The sequence below is a fragment of the Streptomyces sp. NPDC002896 genome, from assembly GCF_040295225.1.
GTDB lineage: Bacteria > Actinomycetota > Actinomycetes > Streptomycetales > Streptomycetaceae > Streptomyces.
Window position 1 is genome coordinate 269032 of the sequence record NZ_JBEOVA010000011.1, and the last position, 15203, is coordinate 284234.

Genomic DNA, 15203 nt, shown 5'->3' on the forward strand with positions numbered 1-15203 from the left:
GAAAGCGCTCTCAGCAGCACTTTCACAGGAGCGGTGAGACAGCAATACTGTTGCACCGAAGTGCTGCGTCAGAAGCCGCACCAGCAGCTGCCTGCACCATCCGCGCCGCTCCGTGGAAGCGAGGGGATCCCATGCCGACGGACACCGCCGAGCCGGCGCTGACGGTCGACGAGTTGGCCGCCCGCGCGGGCGTCACCGTTCGCACGATCCGCTTCTACGGCTCCAAGGGCCTGCTGCCGCCCCCGGTGCTCGGCCCGCGCCGGGTGGGACACTACGGACCGGAGCACCTGTCCCGGCTGGGGCTCATCGAAGAGCTGCAGCAGCAGGGGATGACGCTGGCGGCGATCGAGCGCTATCTCGAGCAGCTGCCGGCCGGACTGAGCGCCCAGGAGCTCGCCATCCACCGGGCCGTCGTGGCCACCTGGGCACCCGGTCCGGCGGATCAGGCCGACCGCGCCGACCTGGAGCGCCGAGCCGGGCGGAGGCTGTCCGACGAGGACGTGGACCGGCTGGCGGCGATGGGCGTGATCTCCCGGACCGGCTCCCCCACGACCGACTCCCCCGCGACCGGCTCCGGCTCCCCCGACGGCACCGCATCAGGCACCGACGCCCCCGACGCGGCCGTCGGCGCCGATGGTGCGCCGGGCACCTACCGCGTCGACCCGAGCCTGCTGCGGCTCGGCGTCCAGTTGCTGGACGTACCGATCGCGCAGGAGACGATCCTCGCCGCCCGGACGGTCCTGCTGGAGCATGCCCGTGCTGTGGCGCACGAGCTGGCACAGCTGTTCCGCGACGAGGTGTGGGACCCGGACCGCGAGCGGCGGTCGGACCCCGACCATGTCGCGGCGATGAAATCGCTCTCAGCCGATATGCAGCCGATCGTGGTGCAGGCGCTGGTGACGGCTTTCCAGCGGTCGCTCCGGGAGGAGCTGAGGGACGCGTTCCAGGACTAGGGCCTGTTCTCAGTTGTGATCAGTGGGGTGGTAGGAGGCTGGCGCTCCAGATCGTCGCGGCCCGGAGGTGGACTCTGGCGAGGTAGCTCTCGGGGGTCTTGTCCGTATGGAGCCACGATCATGCACGGCGGCAATGCCCCAAGCATCCCGCCGGCCGCGGCCCGACCGTTACACAGCGAGCGGGGGCGTAAGATGAAAAGTAGTGCAAATAGTGCCATTTAGGATCTCCATGCGACGGCGGGTCACGCCGCGCGCTGTACCCAGCTGACTGCACGACACCTGACGATGCGACCACTGTCCGTCGACCACGGATTGATCGATGCCTGGAGTGGCAGCGCCCCATGGGCGGCCCCATCCGCTTCCGATCCGAGGAGAACCATGTCCCGAGAGACCAATATCGCCGCCCAGACCGCGTTCGCTGAGGCCGTGGGTAAGGGAGATCTGGGCGCCTTCGAGCACTTCGTGGCACTCGACTCCGTCGACCACGACCCCGCTCCCGGTCAGGTCCCCGGCCCCGAGGGCTACAAGGCCATGTTCGCGCAGGTCAGGAGCGCCTTCCCGGATCTGCACGTAGAAGTCGAACATCTAGTGGCGACAGATGACGAGTTGGCCTTCGCCTACACCATCAGGGGGACGCATCTCGGTGAGCTCATGGGGCATGCGCCGACCGGCAAGGAAGTGAGCTACCGGGGAATGCAGATCAGCCGGTTCGTCGACGGGAAAATCGTCGAGCGTTGGGGCAGCAGCGACGAACTGGGCATGCTCCGTCAGCTGGGGTTCGTCGACTAGGGGCGCGCCTTACGAGGCCCCGTACCAGGCACGCCTTACGAGGCCCCGTCTCAAGGTTCTCCAAGGGCCCTGCCAGGTGCGCCCGCTAGATGTACGCCGACCCCCCGCCCACGTTCAGCGTCTGCCCCGTGAGGAACCCGCTCCCCTCGTCGACCACATAGAGCAGCGTGGACACCAGGTCGCGCGGCTCCTCGGTCCGCGGGACGATCTGCCGCGCCCGCACCCGCTCGAAGCCGCCGTCCGCGCCGACGGTGCGTTCGGCGGTGTCCGTGCGCGTCATGCCGGGTGCGATGGCGTTGACGGTGATGTCGTACGGGCCGAGCGCCGCGGCCAAGGCCCGCGTGAGGCCGATGAGCCCAGACTTGGACGCGGTGTACGCGACCATGGTGGGCGGCGCCGTGAAGACGGCGGCCGAAGCGATGTTGACGATCCGGCCCCAGCCCGCGGCCTTGAGATGGGGAAGGGCGGCGCGCGTGACCAGGAACGGCCCCTCCAGGTTGATGCGCATGACCCGCCGCCACTCCTCGACCGTGGTGTCCTCGAAGGCGCACGCCGGGTAGACGCCGGCGTTGTTGACCAGGATGTGCAGCGCCCCGAACCGGTCGATCACCCCCTCGACCGCGTCCGCGACCTGCGCCTCGTCCGTGACGTCGGCGACCAGTTCCAGATAGTCGGCGATGTGCCCGGCGGTCTCCGGCTGCTTCCGGGCATCGAGCCCGGCGACTCGGCACCCGCGCGCCGCGAGCGCTCTCGCGAACTCCTGGCCGAGTCCCTGGGCGGCCCCGGTCACCAGGGCGGTACGGGTCTCCATGTGCAGGGAGTGTGAGCAGTCAACGGCCCCTGGGCAAGGTGCTGTTCCACTCGCTGGAACTACCGCCTTGCCGTAGTCGACGGGCGGCCCGACGCTGCGGGGCAACCGCCGAGCCGTACTGGAGCCGCGCCCCATGACCGACACCGATCGCGCCCTGGACGCCCCGAGCGCCCGCGAACCGGCCGACCGCGGGCGGCGGTTCCGGCCGCGCCGGCTGCTGCGTGACGAGTTCGGCGTCCTGCTGGTGCTCGCTCTGCTGCTCGCCGTCATCGGCATTCCGTATCCGGACTTCCTCGGCAGCGACAACCTTCTCTCCACGGCGCAGAACTCCGTCTACATCTCGCTGATGGCGTGCGGCATGGTCTTCGCGCTGGCCATGCGCGAGGTCGACCTGTCGGTCGGCGGCAGCTACGCCATGTGCCTGGTCGCGGGGGCTCTGCTGATCCGTGAGGGCGCGGCGCCCTGGCTTGCGCTGCCCGCCGTGCTGCTCACGGGGATCGTTCTCGGTGTCTTCAACGGCGTCGTCACGACCCTTCTCGCCCTCCCGTCGTTCATCGTCACGCTGGGCACGCTGATGCTCTATCGCGGCGTCGGGCTCGCGATCGCCGACGGCAAGCAGATCACCGATCTGCCGCTGGACGACTCCTACTTCACTCTCGCGGGCGGTGATCTCGCGGGCGTGCCGTTCGCCCTGTGGGTACTGGCCGCGGTCGTCGCCGTCCTGGCCGTGGTGCTGACGCGCACACGGTTCGGGGCGCGGGTGCGGGCGATCGGTTCCAACCCCGACGCCGCCGCGTTCAGCGGACTGCCGATCGCCCGTACGCGGATCCAGGCACTGGCCCTGTCCGGGCTGACCACGGCCTGCGCGGCGGCTCTCGCCCTCGCCTTCTACGGGGCCGGGGACCCGACGCTCGGCCAGGGCTACGAACTGCAGGCCATCGCCGCCTGCATCATCGGCGGCACCCCGCTGGCCGGCGGGCGCGGTTCGGTGGTCGGCGCGGTCGCGGGAGCGATGATCCTCAGCGTGGTCGCCTCCGGCCTCGTGTTCTTCGAAGTACCCATCAACTGGACGTCGTTCGCAACCGGCGGGGTGATCCTCCTCGCGGTCGCGGCGGACAGCGCCCTGCGCCGCACCGGACGCCGACGCCGCTGAGCCGCAGATGCCACGGACCCGACGACGCCCCGCGGGTGCCGTCGCCCGAGACACCGTCACCGCACACCGCCCCGGACGCCGTCACCGCCAGGACGACGTCACCGCTGACATGGAGGCCGCGATGCACAGCCGAATCCGTACGGTGTCCGCCGCCCTCGGCGCCCTGATGCTGCTGACCGCCGGGTGCGGCAGCGGCGAGGGCCCGGGGGGCAAGAGCGGAAACCTCGACATGGGCATCGCCGTCGCCAACATCAGCCTCAACTTCGCCCATGAGATGGTGCTGGGCGCCGAAAGCGCCGCCGAGCACGCCGGAAACGTCGACTTCAAGGCGGTCGGGCCGCCCAACACCGACGGCCCGGCCGAGGTCCAGCTGTTCCAGAACCTCACCACCACCGCCAAGGACGGCATCGTCCTGGAGAACCTCGATCCGCCGATCTTCACCCGTCCCGCGGCCCGCGCCGTCGACAAGGGCATCCCGATCGTGGCCCTGGACACCTCCCCCACCGACGGCTCGAAGGTCACCTTCTACGTCGGCAACGACAACTACGCACTCGGCGAACTGATGGCCGAGGAGGCGCTGAAACGGCTGGGCGACGACCCCGAAGGCGAGATCGTCATCGGCGTACCCAACCCGGGTACGCCGGTGCTCGACAACCGGGCCAAGGGCATCGCGGACACGTTCAAGAAGAAGGCACCGAAGGTCGAGGTCCTGGGCCCCTTCCAGACGTACAGCGACCCCGGGCAGAACCACAACTCGTGGTCGGCGCAGGTCAGCGCGCACCCGGACGCGCTCGCGTTCCTGGGCGTCGGGGACGCCGACAGCTACAACCTCGCCAAGATCAAGAAGCAGCGGAAGGGCAAGTGGCTCACGGCCGGCTTCGACGTCGACCCCAAGACCCTGGAGGCGGTGAAGGACGGCTCCAACTTCGTCGCCATCGACCCGCAGCACTTCCTCAAGGGCTACCTGTCGACGTCGATCCTCATCGAGTCGGTGCGCGACAACGACGGCAAGCTGCCGGAGGGCTGGTTCCTCTCCCCGGGTGGCGTCGTCGACTCGTCCAACATCGACGAGATCATCACCCGCCAGAAGTCGGCGAAGGCGGCGTACGACTGGTACAAGCCGGTGATCGACAAGCTGCTCGGTGACCAGGAGGCGCAGCTCAAGCCACTGAAGGATGCACGCTGAGATGACCGACGAGACGGCACGGCCCGGCACGGAAGGCTCACCCGGAGCGGAAGGCGCCCCCGCCGGGGACGACGAGGCGGCCGCCATGCTGACCGCCCGCGGCCTGGCCAAGTCGTACGGCGGTGTGACCGCGCTCGACGGAGCCGGCATCGTGCTCCGCGCCGGCGAGGTGCATGCGCTGGTGGGCGAGAACGGGGCGGGCAAGTCGACCCTGGTCAGGATCCTCTCCGGGGTGACCACCGCCGACGCGGGGACGGTGACACCGGTCCTGGAGGCGAAGACGGGCGGGATCGCCGTCGTCTCCCAGGAACTGAGCCTCTTCCCCGATCTCTCGGTACGGGAGAACCTCTTTCCGCACCGTCAACCGCGCCGCTTCGGACTGCTGGACCGGGACGCCATGGACCGCGCGGCGCGGCCGGTCCTGGCGGAGCTCGGGCTTGACGTCGCCCCCGGCACCCTGGTGGGCGAACTCCCACTCGCTGACCAGCAGTTGACGGAGATCGCCCGCGCCCTGCTGCTGCGCCCCCGCGTCCTCGTCCTCGACGAGCCGACGTCCGCCCTGCCCGCCGCCGCTGTGGAGCGCCTGGAAGGCATCCTGCGGACGCTCACGCGGCGGGGCATCGCCGTCCTGTACGTCACCCACTTCCTGGAGGAGGTGATGCGCTTCGCGCAGCGCGTGACCGTACTGCGGGACGGGCGGGTGGCGCTGGCGGGCGTGGACCGCGAGCAGGTGAGCGTCGAGACTCTGGTGACGGCGATGCTCGGCGGGGCGCCGCCCGCTCCCCAGCGAGCCGGGGGCGGTGCAGCGGAACGGGACCCGGCACGCCGCCCGCCCGTCGTCCTGGCCAGAGTGTGCGTGCCGGGACGGCTCGCCGATGTGACGCTCACCGTGCGCGCGGGCGAGGTGGTGGGGCTCGCCGGGCTCCAGGGCGCGGGCCATCTCGACGTGCTGAAGGTGGTGTGCGGCCGGGCGGCGGTCTCGGCGGGCCGGGTGGACATCGCGGGCCGGGGCCGACCCCGGTCGCTGCGCGAGGCGGTGCGCTCAGGCGTGGCGTTCGTACCGAGCGACCGCAAGCGGTACGGGCTGATGACCGAGCGCACCGTGTGGGAGAACACCACGGCTGTCAGCTGGCTGGCGCTCGGTCGCGGCGGGCTGATGCCGTCGCGTACGGATCTGGTGCGTCGTACGACGGAGCTGACCCAACGGCTGCGGCTGCGCGGGGGCCCGTACGACGTGGTGGGGCGGCTGTCGGGTGGCAACCAGCAGAAGGTCGTCTTCGCGAAGTGGCTGGCCACCGACCCGGAGATCGTCGTCCTGGACGATCCGACGCGGGGTGTCGACGTCGGCGTGCGAGCCGAGATGCACCGCATCGTCGGCGAGTTGGCGGCAGGGGGCGCGGCGGTGCTGATCGCCTCGACGGACCTCGCCGAACTGACGGAGGTGTGCGACCGGGTCCTGGTCCTGTCCCACGGCCGCATGGCGGACGAGCTGACCGGTCCGGCCCTGACGGAACACGGGCTGGCGGTGGCGATCCAGTCGGCGGGGCAGACCGGGGACGCTGGCCGACCGTCGGGACCCTGACAGGGCCCGGCCAGGAAGCGTCACCTGGAGAGCGCTCTCGTCAGGGCACGTGCCGCCGCGCACACGGCCGCCCCGACACGGTCCACGTCGAGCCGCCGCGTACCTCCGGTCACGGAGATCGCCGCCACGGGGCGGGAGCCGGGCCCGCCCGCGTACACGGGCGCCGCGACGGCGGAGATACCGACCTCCGCCTCCTCGCGGTTGACGCCGTACCCGCGCGCCCGGGTGCGGGCGAGATCGCGGGCGAGCTGCCCGGGCAGGATCATCGTGCGCGGGGTGAGCCGCGCCAGCGTGCCGGGCGGCGGGAGCGGTTCGTGGGCGAGGAACACCTTGCCGGTGGCCGTGCAGTGCGCGGGTAGCCGGCCGCCGGTGCGCGAGACGATCGGCGTGGCGCGGCGCCCGGTCAGCTTCTCCAGGAAGAGTGTGTCGTTGCCGTCGAGCACGGCGAGATGGACGTTCTCGTGCGTCGCCTCGTACAGGTCGGAGAGGTACGGCAGTGCCGCGTCGCGCAGCTCGCGGGCCCCGGGTGCCGACTGGCCGAGGACGAAGAGGGAGAGCCCGAGCCGGTAGCGGCCGTCGGACGCACGCTCCACGAGCCCGAGGCGCCCGAGCTCGCCGAGGAGCCGGTGCGCGGTCGGCTTGGGCAGAGCGGTGCGGTCGGCCAGTTCGGTGAGTGCCAGGCCGTCCTCGGCATCACCGCAGGCGCGCAGCAGCGCGACCCCGCGGGCGAGCACCGACTTGGGCGGCTGCTGGGTCATGGGGAGATGGTCGGGCCGCGGGCCGAGGTTGACAAGACTCGGGAAGCTGTGAGTTGACGTGCCCTCAGGGATCACTCAAGGAGCAGGCGTAGATCAGTCACGGATCACCGGAGTCCTTCACCAGATCTCACCGCAGGGGCACGTCGACGAGCATCGGCCCCTCCAACCCACCAGCGCCGGCGACGAGTTCACACAGCTGCGCGGCGCTGCCGGCCCGTACCGCGTCGATCCCGAAGAAGCGTGCGGCCTGGGTGAAGTCCAGCCGTCCCAGTTCGGTCCCGGGGCAGGCGCCGGGCAGGCCGAGCGCCGCGTAGGTGTCCTGGAGCGTGCGATAGGCGCCGTTGCTCATCACGACGAACAGCACGGGGACCTCGTAGCGGGCCGCGCTCCAAAGCCCCTGCAGGCCGAACATCGCGCAGCCGTCACCGAGTACGGCGACGACGGGCCGGCCCGGCTCGGCCAGTGCGCGCCCGATGGCGGCCCCGATGCCCCAGCCCAGGCCCCCGCCGACGGTGTGGGTGTAGCTGCCCGGCCGGTCGAGCCGTACGAGACGCCGCAGCAGCAGGCCCACGGTGATGGCCTCCTCGACGACCACCGCGCCGTCCGGCAGTCCGTCGGCCACGGCGTGCGCGGCGGCCCACGGGGCGAGCGGGGCGTCGGAGTACGCGGAGAGCGCTTCCGCCGCCACGCGGTCCAGCTCGGCGGTGTGCCGCTCCCCCGCCAGTTGGGCGCGGGTCTTCGCGGCATGGGCCGGGATCTGCCGGCGCAGCAGCTCGGCCAGGCGGTCGAGGGACGGGGCGAGACCGCCGACGAGCCCAGCATCGGCGGGGAAGTTGCGGCCGATCTCGTCGGGGTCGGAGTCGAGCTGGACGATGGTGATACCGGCCGGGAGCGGCGGTCCCGGCGAGTAGTGGTGCGGTGTGAACGCGTGGGCACCGGCGATCAGGACGGTGTCGTACGGGGCCAGGGCGGTGCGGATGGCGTCGTGCCTGGGCGGCAGCATCCCCGCGTAGAGGGGGTGCGTTGTCGGGAAGTCGAGGGCGTCGGCCATCGGCTGGTGGTGGACGGTCGCCCCACACGCCTCGGCGGTCCGTACCAGCGCGTCGAGAGCGCCCTCACGCGCCACCGCGTCCCCGGCCACGATCACCGGGCGGTCAGCCGCGGCGAGCAGCGCGGCCGCGCGGTCCAGGCCGGTGGCCGGACCCGCGAGTGGCGGCGGGGTACGGGCGGGAAGGGCGACCTCGGTGTCCTCCATGAGCAGGTCCATGGGGACGGAGAGGAAGACGGGCCCGGCGGGCGGCCTTACGGCGAGCGCGAAGGCGCGGCGCAGGGCGAGCGGCAGATCGCGGGCGTGCTGTACGTCGGACGTGGCCTTGACGGCCGGTGCGGCGATGGAGACGAGATCGCCGGAGAGCATGGGGTCCTGCTGGAGATGGCGGCGGTCCTGCTGGCCCGCCATGACGACGAGCGGGGTGCGCGAGCGGCGGGCGTTGAGCAGCCCGATGAGCCCGTTGGCGAGGCCCGCCGCGATGTGCAGGCTGACGAAGGCGGGGCGGCCGGTGGCGCGGGCGTATCCGTCGGCCATAGAGACGACTGCGCCCTCGTGGACACCGAGGACGTAGTCGAGTCCGTTGTCCACGAGGGCGCCGAGCAGCGGGAGTTCGGTGGTGCCGGGATTGCCGAAGACCCTGTCCACGCCCTCGCTGCGCAGGATGGCCGTCAGGGCCTGGGCAGGTCGTAAGGCCATGCTGGGCCTCCTCGGGCCGGGGACCGTTCGCTGGTCAGCGTCCGGTCCCCCGGCCGGGGCGGCAAGGGTGTCGTATCGGTGAGTGATACGGGTCCTCCAGGCCGCCGCCCGAGTACTGCGGTCCCCGGCTCAGGCCCCAAGTCGCCTGTGGTTAGGCGTCCGTGAACGTCTCGCCCTTGTCGGCCTTCTCGACGAGCAGGGCGGGCGGCTGGAACCGCTCTCCGTAGCGCTCGGCGAGTTCACGCGCGCGTGCCACGAAGCCGGGCAGGCCGCCCTCGTAGCCGTTGATGTACTGGAGGACGCCGCCGGTCCAGCCGGGGAAGCCGATGCCGAAGATGGAGCCGATGTTGGCGTCGGCGACGGAGGTCAGCACGCCTTCCTCGAGGAGCCGGACGGTGTCCAGCGCCTCGGAGAACAGCATGCGTTCCTGCATGTCGCGGAACGGGATCTCGTACCCCGGCTTGGTGAAGTGCTCCCGCAGGCCCTGCCACAGCCCGGCTCGCTTGCCGTCCGCGTACTCGTAGAAGCCCGCGCCGCCGCTCCTGCCGGTGCGGCCGAACTCGTCGACCATGCGGTCGATGACCGCGTCGGCGGGGTGCGGGGTCCAGGTGCCGCCCGCCTCCTCCACGGCGCGCTGCGTTTCGCGGCGGATCTTCCGCGGCAGCGTGAGGGTGAGCTCGTCCATCAGCGACAGGACCTTCGCCGGGTAACCGGCCTGGGCCGCCGCCTGCTCGACCGACGCGGGCTCGATGCCCTCGCCGACCATGGCGACGCCCTCGTTGATGAAGTGCCCGATGACGCGCGAGGTGAAGAAGCCGCGCGAGTCGTTGACGACGATCGGGGTCTTCCGGATCTGCCGGACCAGGTCGAAGGCGCGGGCGATGGTCTCGTCGCCGGTCCGCTCGCCCTTGATGATCTCGACGAGCGGCATCTTGTCGACGGGCGAGAAGAAGTGGAGCCCGATGAAGTCCTCGGGCCGCTCGACGCCCTCGGCCAGCACCGTGATGGGCAGGGTCGAGGTGTTGGAGCACAGCAGCGCGTCCGGCTCGACGATGTTCTGGATCTCCTGGAACACCTTGTGCTTGAGCGCGGGGTCCTCGAAGACGGCCTCGATCACCGCGTCACAGCCCGCCAGGTCGGCGGGGTCGGCGGTCGGCGTGATACGGGCGAGCAGCGCGTCCGCCTTCTCCTGGCTGGTACGCCCCTTGGTGACGGCCTTGGCGCAGAGCTTCTCGGAGTAGTTCTTGCCGCGCTCGGCGGCGTCCACCGAGACGTCCTTGAGGACGACGTCGATGCCCGCTCGGGCGCATGAGTACGCGATGCCCGCGCCCATCATCCCGGCGCCGAGGACCGCGACCCGGCGGACCTGGCGCGGCTCGATGCCCGTCGGCCGGTTCCTGCCTGCGTTCACGGCCTGGAGGTCGAAGAAGAACGCCTGGATCATGTTCTTCGCGGTCTGGCCGGTGACCAGCTCGGTGAAGTACCGGGCCTCGATGGTGAGAGCGGTCTCGAAGTCGACCTGGGAGCCCTCGACGGCCGCAGCGAGGATGTTGCGCGGCGCCGGGTAGGGCGCGCCGTTCAGCTGCTTCCTCAGATTGGCAGGGAACGCGGGGAGGTTGGCGGCGAACTTGGGGTTGGACGGGGTGCCGCCGGGGATCCGGTAGCCCGGCACGTCCCAGGGCTGCCGGGACTCGGGGTGGGCGTCGATGAACGCGCGGGCCTTGGCCATCATCTCCTCAGGCGATGAGGCCACTTCGTGGACGAGAGCGTTCTCGAGGGCGCGCTGCGGCGAGTACTGGGTGCCCTGGAGCAGCACCTTCAGCAGTGCGTCCGCGATGCCCATCAGCCGTACGGTGCGGGTCACGCCGCCGCCCCCGGGGAGCAGGCCCAGGGTGACCTCGGGCAGGCCGATCTTGGAGCCGGGCGCGTCCAGCGCGATCCGGTGGTGGCTGGCGAGCGCGATCTCGTAACCGCCGCCGAGCGCCGCGCCGTTGATGGCCGCGACGACCGGCTTGCCGAGGGTCTCGATGCGGCGCAGCGACTTCTTCATGTCGGTGCTCATGTCGAACACCTGCTGGGCCTGCTCGGGGCCGGCCTGGATCATGTCCTTGAGGTCGCCGCCCGCGAAGAAGGTCTTCTTGGCGGACGTGTAGATGATGCCGCGGATGGAGTCCTTCTCGGCCTCGGCGCGGTCGGCGATCGCGGCGATGGAGGCGCGGAAGGCCTGGTTCATGGTGTTCGCGGACTGGTTCGGGTCGTCGAGGACGAGGGTGACGACGCCGGTCTCGTCCTGTTCCCAGCGGATGGTGGTGGGCTCGGTGCTCATCTGCGGTGCTCCGTAAGAGTCGGAAAGACTGGGGCTGGGTGGGGACGGGACGGTCAGAGGCGCTCGACGATCGTGGCGATGCCCATGCCGCCGCCGACGCAGAGCGTGGCGAGGCCGTAGCGCTTGTCCTGGCGTTCCAGTTCGTCGACGAGGGTGCCGAGGATCATCGCGCCGGTGGCGCCGAGCGGGTGGCCGAGCGCGATGGCGCCGCCGTTGACGTTGACCTTGTCCAGGGACAGGCCCATGTCCTTCACGAAGCGCAGCACGACGGCCGCGAAGGCCTCGTTGATCTCGACGAGGTCGATGTCGTCGATGGTCAACCCCGCCTTGGCGAGGGCCTTGCGGGTGGCGGGAGCGGGCCCGGTCAGCATGATCGTGGGCTCGGAGCCGGAGACGGCGGCCGAGACGATACGGGCGCGCGGGCGCAGACCGTAGCGCTCGCCGGTCTCCTTCGAGCCGATGGCGACCAGCGACGCGCCGTCGACGATGCCGGACGAGTTGCCCGCGTGGTGCACGTGGTCGATCTTCTCCACCCAGTGATACTTCTGCAGCGCCACGGCGTCGAAGCCGCCCAGGTCGCCGATGTCGGCGAACGACGCCTTGAGCTTGGCCAGCGAGTCGGCGGTGGTGCCGGGGCGCAGGTGCTCGTCGTGGTCGAGGACGACGAGGCCGCTGAGGTCGCGGACGGGCACGACGGACCTGTCGAAGCGGCCGTCCTTCCAGGCGGCCGCGGCACGCTCCTGCGACAGCGCCGCGTACTCGTCGACGTCACGCCGCGAGAATCCCTCGATCGTGGCGATCAGGTCGGCGCCGATGCCCTGCGGCACGAAGTTGACGGCGAGGTTGGTCATCGGGTCGTTGAACCAGGCGCCGCCGTCCGAGGCCATCGGCACGCGCGACATCGACTCGACGCCGCCCGCGAGGACCAGGTCCTCCCAGCCCGAACGCACCTTGGCCGCCGCCAGGTTGACAGCCTCCAGGCCCGAGGCACAGAAGCGGTTCTCCTGGACGCCGGCGACGGTGTCGGACAGACCCGCGGCGATAGCGGCGGTGCGCGCGATGTCGGAGCCCTGGTCGCCGACCGGGCTGACGACACCGAGCACGATGTCGTCGATCGCGGCCGGGTCCAGGTCGGGGAAGCGGGCGCGGATCTCGTGGATCAGACCGACCACGAGGTCGATGGGCTTGGTGCCGTGCAGGGCGCCGCCCGCCTTGCCGCGCCCGCGCGGGGTGCGGATGGCCTCGTACACATACGCTTCGGTGGTCATCGGTCAGTCGCCGTCCTTCGGGGTGTGCTGTGTCGGGTTCGGGGCGCCCTGCGCCGGGGTGGAACTGGTCGGGGTCAGGTTCGGAACGTCCCAGTCGCGGGCCACGTCGGCGGTGTCCGCGCCCGGCTGCGCGGGACCGCTGCGCACGGTGGTGGGCGTCGCGGAGAAGCGGGGCGCGGGCGCGGGCTGGGTGATCCCGCTGTGGTCGGTGAACGTGCCGCGCGCGGCGAGATGAGGATGGGCCGGCGCCTCACGCAGCGAGAGGACAGGCGCGACGCAGGCGTCGGAGTCCTCGAAGACCGCGGCCCACTCGTCGCGCGTACGGGTCTTGAAGCGGGCGGCGACAGCCTCGCGCAGCTCGTCCCAGCGCGCCAGGTCCCAGCGGGCCGGAGCCTCATCGCGGATGCCGAGAAGCTCGCTGAACTCGTCGTAGAACTGCTGCTCGAGGGCGCCGACCGCCATGTACCCGCCGTCCGCGGTCTCGTAGCAGCCGTAGAAGGGGCAGCCGCCGTCCAGCAGGTTCGCGCCGCGGCGGTCCTGCCAGGTGCCCGCCGCCAGCATGGCGTGGATCATCGAGGCGAGATGCGAGGCGCCGTCGACGATCGCGGCGTCCACGACCTGTCCGGTGCCGGTCGCCCGGGCGTGGTGGAGCGCTGCCAGGACGCCGACGACGAGGTAGAGGGAGCCGCCCGCGAAGTCGCCCACCAGGTTCACGGGGACGGTGGGCGGTTCGCCCGGCTTGCCGATCATGCCGAGAGTGCCGGTGAGCGCGACGTACGCGATGTCGTGCCCGGCGCGGTCGGCGAGCGGCCCGTGCTGGCCCCAGCCCGTCATCCGTCCGTAGACGAGTCGCGGATTGCGGGCCCGGCAGACGTCCGGGCCGATGCCGAGCCGCTCGGCGACGCCCGGCCGGAAGCCCTCGATGAGGATGTCGGCGCGTTCGACGAGGTCGAGGACACGGGCGGGTCCGTTCTCCGCCTTGAGGTCGATCAGCACCGAGCGCTTGTTGCGGTTGGTGATGTCGTACTCCGGGTCGATGACGAGTCCGCCCCCGCCGGGGCGGTCGACGCGTACGACATCGGCGCCGAGGTCGGCGAGGAGCATCGCGGCGAAGGGCCCGGGACCGATGCCCGCCAGCTCCACGACGCGCACGCCGGCGAGCGGACCGCGGGCTCCCGGCCCGGTCTGTGCTTCTCCCATTGCGCCCCCAGCACTGTGACATGACTGCTGTAACACCAGCGATGTTAAGAACGCGTTCCATGCACCACAAGACCTGGGCAAGCAAGCGCTTAGCCAATTGTGGGGTCCAGGGGCGTGGGGCGCCGCTTCAACCCCGTGCAGCCCACGCTAGCCTCGGCCCCCGACAGCGGCCCGTAACGCACGGCTGAGGGGTGCCATGAGCAGGCAGAACAGGACCGATCGGGCGTATGACGTCGTACTCTTCGGCGCGACCGGGTTCGTGGGGCGGCTGACGGCGGAGTATCTGGCCGCCCATGCGCCCGAAGGGCTGCGCTGGGCGATCGCGGGCCGCACCACGACGAAACTGGAGGAGCTGCGCGAGCGGCTCGCCAAGCTTTCGCCGGGGCGCCCGGAACCCGCCGTGATCCGGGCCGACGTGGCCGACCCGGCGTCACTGCGCGAAATGGCGGCGCACGCGCGCGTGGTCGCCACGACGGTCGGCCCGTATCTCAGGTACGGGCAGGACCTGGTCGCCGCCTGCGCGGCCGCCGGCACCGACTACGCCGACCTGGCGGGCGAGCCCGAGTTCGTGGACCTCACCTACGTCAGGCACGACGCACGCGCGCGTGAGACCGGCGCCCGGCTGGTGCACGCCTGCGGATTCGACTCGGTACCGCACGACCTGGGCGCGTACTTCACGGTGCTGCAGCTGCCCGAGGGCGTACCGCTGCGCATCGACGGCTTCGTACGGTCCGACGCGATGTTCTCGGGCGGCACGTTCGCGTCCGCACTGAACCAGTTCTCGCGCGGTCCGCAGATGCTGGCGGCCGCGCGCGACCGGCGCCTGCACGAGCCGCGCCTGCTGGGCCGCCGCGCGTACGCGCCGGTGAGCGCGCCGCGGTACGCCAAGGAGGTCGCCGCCTGGGCGCTGCCGCTGCCGACGATCGATCCGCAGATCGTGCAGCGCTCGGCCCGGGCCCTCGAGCGGTACGGGCCGGACTTCCGCTACCGGCACTACGCGGCCGTCAAGCGGCTGCCGTTCGCCGTGGGCGGCGTGGCGGCCGCGGGCGCGCTCTTTGCGTCGGCCCAGCTGCCGCCCGCCCGGCGCTGGCTGTCGAACCGTCTCAGGCCCGGTGAGGGTCCGGACGAGCAGCGACGCGCGAGGAGCTGGTTCTCGGTGCGGTTCGTGGGCGAGGGCGGGGGTCGCCGGGTGTTCACCGAGGTCGCGGGCGGCGACCCGGGCTACGGCGAGACGGCGAAGATGTTCGCCGAGTCGGCGCTGTCGCTCGCGCTCGACGACCTGCCCGAGACGGCGGGCCAGGTGACGACCGCGGTCGCGATGGGCGACGCCCTGACGGACCGGCTGCGCGCGGCGGGGATCACCTTCCGGGTGGCAGCCGAGAGGTGAGCCTCCACGCGGCCCTGGGGGACGTCGCCGGATCACCCCGGCA

At 71.5% G+C, this 15203-nt stretch carries 12 protein-coding genes; 6 read left to right on the top strand and 6 right to left on the bottom strand.

All coding sequences use genetic code 11. The features are described 5' to 3' along the window. Positions 1 to 131 precede the first annotated feature (131 nt). Positions 132 to 953, top strand: a complete 822-nt coding sequence (locus ABT009_RS22775) for a MerR family transcriptional regulator (protein WP_351297732.1) — start codon at positions 132 to 134, stop codon at positions 951 to 953. 378 nt (positions 954 to 1331) lie between these two features. Beyond that, on the top strand, positions 1332 to 1742 hold the full coding sequence (locus ABT009_RS22780) for an ester cyclase (protein WP_351297735.1): 411 nt from the start codon (positions 1332 to 1334) through the stop codon (positions 1740 to 1742). An 85-nt stretch (positions 1743 to 1827) separates the two neighbouring features. On the opposite strand, the gene ABT009_RS22785 is transcribed toward ABT009_RS22780, so the two are convergent. Beyond that, entirely contained in the window at positions 1828 to 2553 is a 726-nt protein-coding gene (locus ABT009_RS22785; RefSeq protein ID WP_351297738.1) for an SDR family NAD(P)-dependent oxidoreductase, read from the bottom strand. A gap of 133 nt (positions 2554 to 2686) precedes the next feature. Here ABT009_RS22785 and ABT009_RS22790 point away from each other — a divergent pair, with 133 nt between their 5' ends. The 3 genes from ABT009_RS22790 to ABT009_RS22800 all read left to right on the top strand — a co-directional run bounded on the left by ABT009_RS22790 (position 2687) and on the right by ABT009_RS22800 (position 6474). Next, positions 2687 to 3706, top strand: coding sequence for an ABC transporter permease (locus ABT009_RS22790; protein ID WP_351297741.1), 1020 nt, complete (start codon positions 2687 to 2689; stop codon positions 3704 to 3706). Positions 3707 to 3827: 121 nt separating this feature from the next. Next, positions 3828 to 4892 carry a sugar ABC transporter substrate-binding protein gene (locus tag ABT009_RS22795; RefSeq protein ID WP_351297744.1) on the top strand — a complete coding sequence of 355 codons (1065 nt, stop codon included), beginning with the start codon at positions 3828 to 3830 and terminating at the stop codon, positions 4890 to 4892. A gap of 1 nt (position 4893) precedes the next feature. Beyond that, entirely contained in the window at positions 4894 to 6474 is a 1581-nt protein-coding gene (locus ABT009_RS22800; RefSeq protein ID WP_351297747.1) for a sugar ABC transporter ATP-binding protein, read from the top strand. 20 nt (positions 6475 to 6494) lie between these two features. Here ABT009_RS22800 and ABT009_RS22805 read toward each other — a convergent pair whose 3' ends face one another. The 5 genes from ABT009_RS22805 to ABT009_RS22825 all read right to left on the bottom strand — a co-directional run bounded on the left by ABT009_RS22805 (position 6495) and on the right by ABT009_RS22825 (position 13773). Then, positions 6495 to 7232 (bottom strand): IclR family transcriptional regulator, encoded by a 738-nt coding sequence (locus ABT009_RS22805; protein ID WP_351297749.1) that lies wholly within the window; start codon positions 7230 to 7232, stop codon positions 6495 to 6497. A 127-nt stretch (positions 7233 to 7359) separates the two neighbouring features. Further along, the gene (locus ABT009_RS22810) at positions 7360 to 8979 is read right to left on the bottom strand and encodes a thiamine pyrophosphate-binding protein (RefSeq protein WP_351297752.1); all 1620 of its coding nucleotides are present in this window, start codon (positions 8977 to 8979) and stop codon (positions 7360 to 7362) included. A gap of 151 nt (positions 8980 to 9130) precedes the next feature. Beyond that, entirely contained in the window at positions 9131 to 11305 is a 2175-nt protein-coding gene (locus tag ABT009_RS22815) for a 3-hydroxyacyl-CoA dehydrogenase NAD-binding domain-containing protein (protein WP_351297755.1), read from the bottom strand. A 53-nt stretch (positions 11306 to 11358) separates the two neighbouring features. Next, a complete protein-coding gene (locus ABT009_RS22820) occupies positions 11359 to 12573 on the bottom strand; it encodes an acetyl-CoA C-acetyltransferase (RefSeq protein WP_351297758.1) in 1215 nt (404 codons plus the stop codon). A 3-nt stretch (positions 12574 to 12576) separates the two neighbouring features. Beyond that, a complete protein-coding gene (locus ABT009_RS22825; RefSeq protein WP_351297761.1) occupies positions 12577 to 13773 on the bottom strand; it encodes a CaiB/BaiF CoA transferase family protein in 1197 nt (398 codons plus the stop codon). Between the two features lie 196 nt (positions 13774 to 13969). Here ABT009_RS22825 and ABT009_RS22830 point away from each other — a divergent pair, with 196 nt between their 5' ends. After that, positions 13970 to 15160: a saccharopine dehydrogenase family protein gene (locus tag ABT009_RS22830; RefSeq protein WP_351297764.1), complete on the top strand. Its 1191-nt coding sequence runs from the start codon at positions 13970 to 13972 to the stop codon at positions 15158 to 15160. Positions 15161 to 15203: the final 43 nt, after the last annotated feature.

Coding starts and splice junctions, on each gene's coding strand:
- ABT009_RS22805 (WP_351297749.1), bottom strand. CDS start 7,232: ATGACCCAGCAGCCGCCCAAGTCGGTGCTCGCCCGCGGGGTCGCGCTG.
- ABT009_RS22830 (WP_351297764.1), top strand. CDS start 13,970: ATGAGCAGGCAGAACAGGACCGATCGGGCGTATGACGTCGTACTCTTC.
- ABT009_RS22800 (WP_351297747.1), top strand. CDS start 4,894: ATGACCGACGAGACGGCACGGCCCGGCACGGAAGGCTCACCCGGAGCG.
- ABT009_RS22775 (WP_351297732.1), top strand. CDS start 132: ATGCCGACGGACACCGCCGAGCCGGCGCTGACGGTCGACGAGTTGGCC.
- ABT009_RS22815 (WP_351297755.1), bottom strand. CDS start 11,305: ATGAGCACCGAGCCCACCACCATCCGCTGGGAACAGGACGAGACCGGC.
- ABT009_RS22825 (WP_351297761.1), bottom strand. CDS start 13,773: ATGGGAGAAGCACAGACCGGGCCGGGAGCCCGCGGTCCGCTCGCCGGC.
- ABT009_RS22810 (WP_351297752.1), bottom strand. CDS start 8,979: ATGGCCTTACGACCTGCCCAGGCCCTGACGGCCATCCTGCGCAGCGAG.
- ABT009_RS22790 (WP_351297741.1), top strand. CDS start 2,687: ATGACCGACACCGATCGCGCCCTGGACGCCCCGAGCGCCCGCGAACCG.
- ABT009_RS22795 (WP_351297744.1), top strand. CDS start 3,828: ATGCACAGCCGAATCCGTACGGTGTCCGCCGCCCTCGGCGCCCTGATG.
- ABT009_RS22785 (WP_351297738.1), bottom strand. CDS start 2,553: ATGGAGACCCGTACCGCCCTGGTGACCGGGGCCGCCCAGGGACTCGGC.
- ABT009_RS22780 (WP_351297735.1), top strand. CDS start 1,332: ATGTCCCGAGAGACCAATATCGCCGCCCAGACCGCGTTCGCTGAGGCC.
- ABT009_RS22820 (WP_351297758.1), bottom strand. CDS start 12,573: ATGACCACCGAAGCGTATGTGTACGAGGCCATCCGCACCCCGCGCGGG.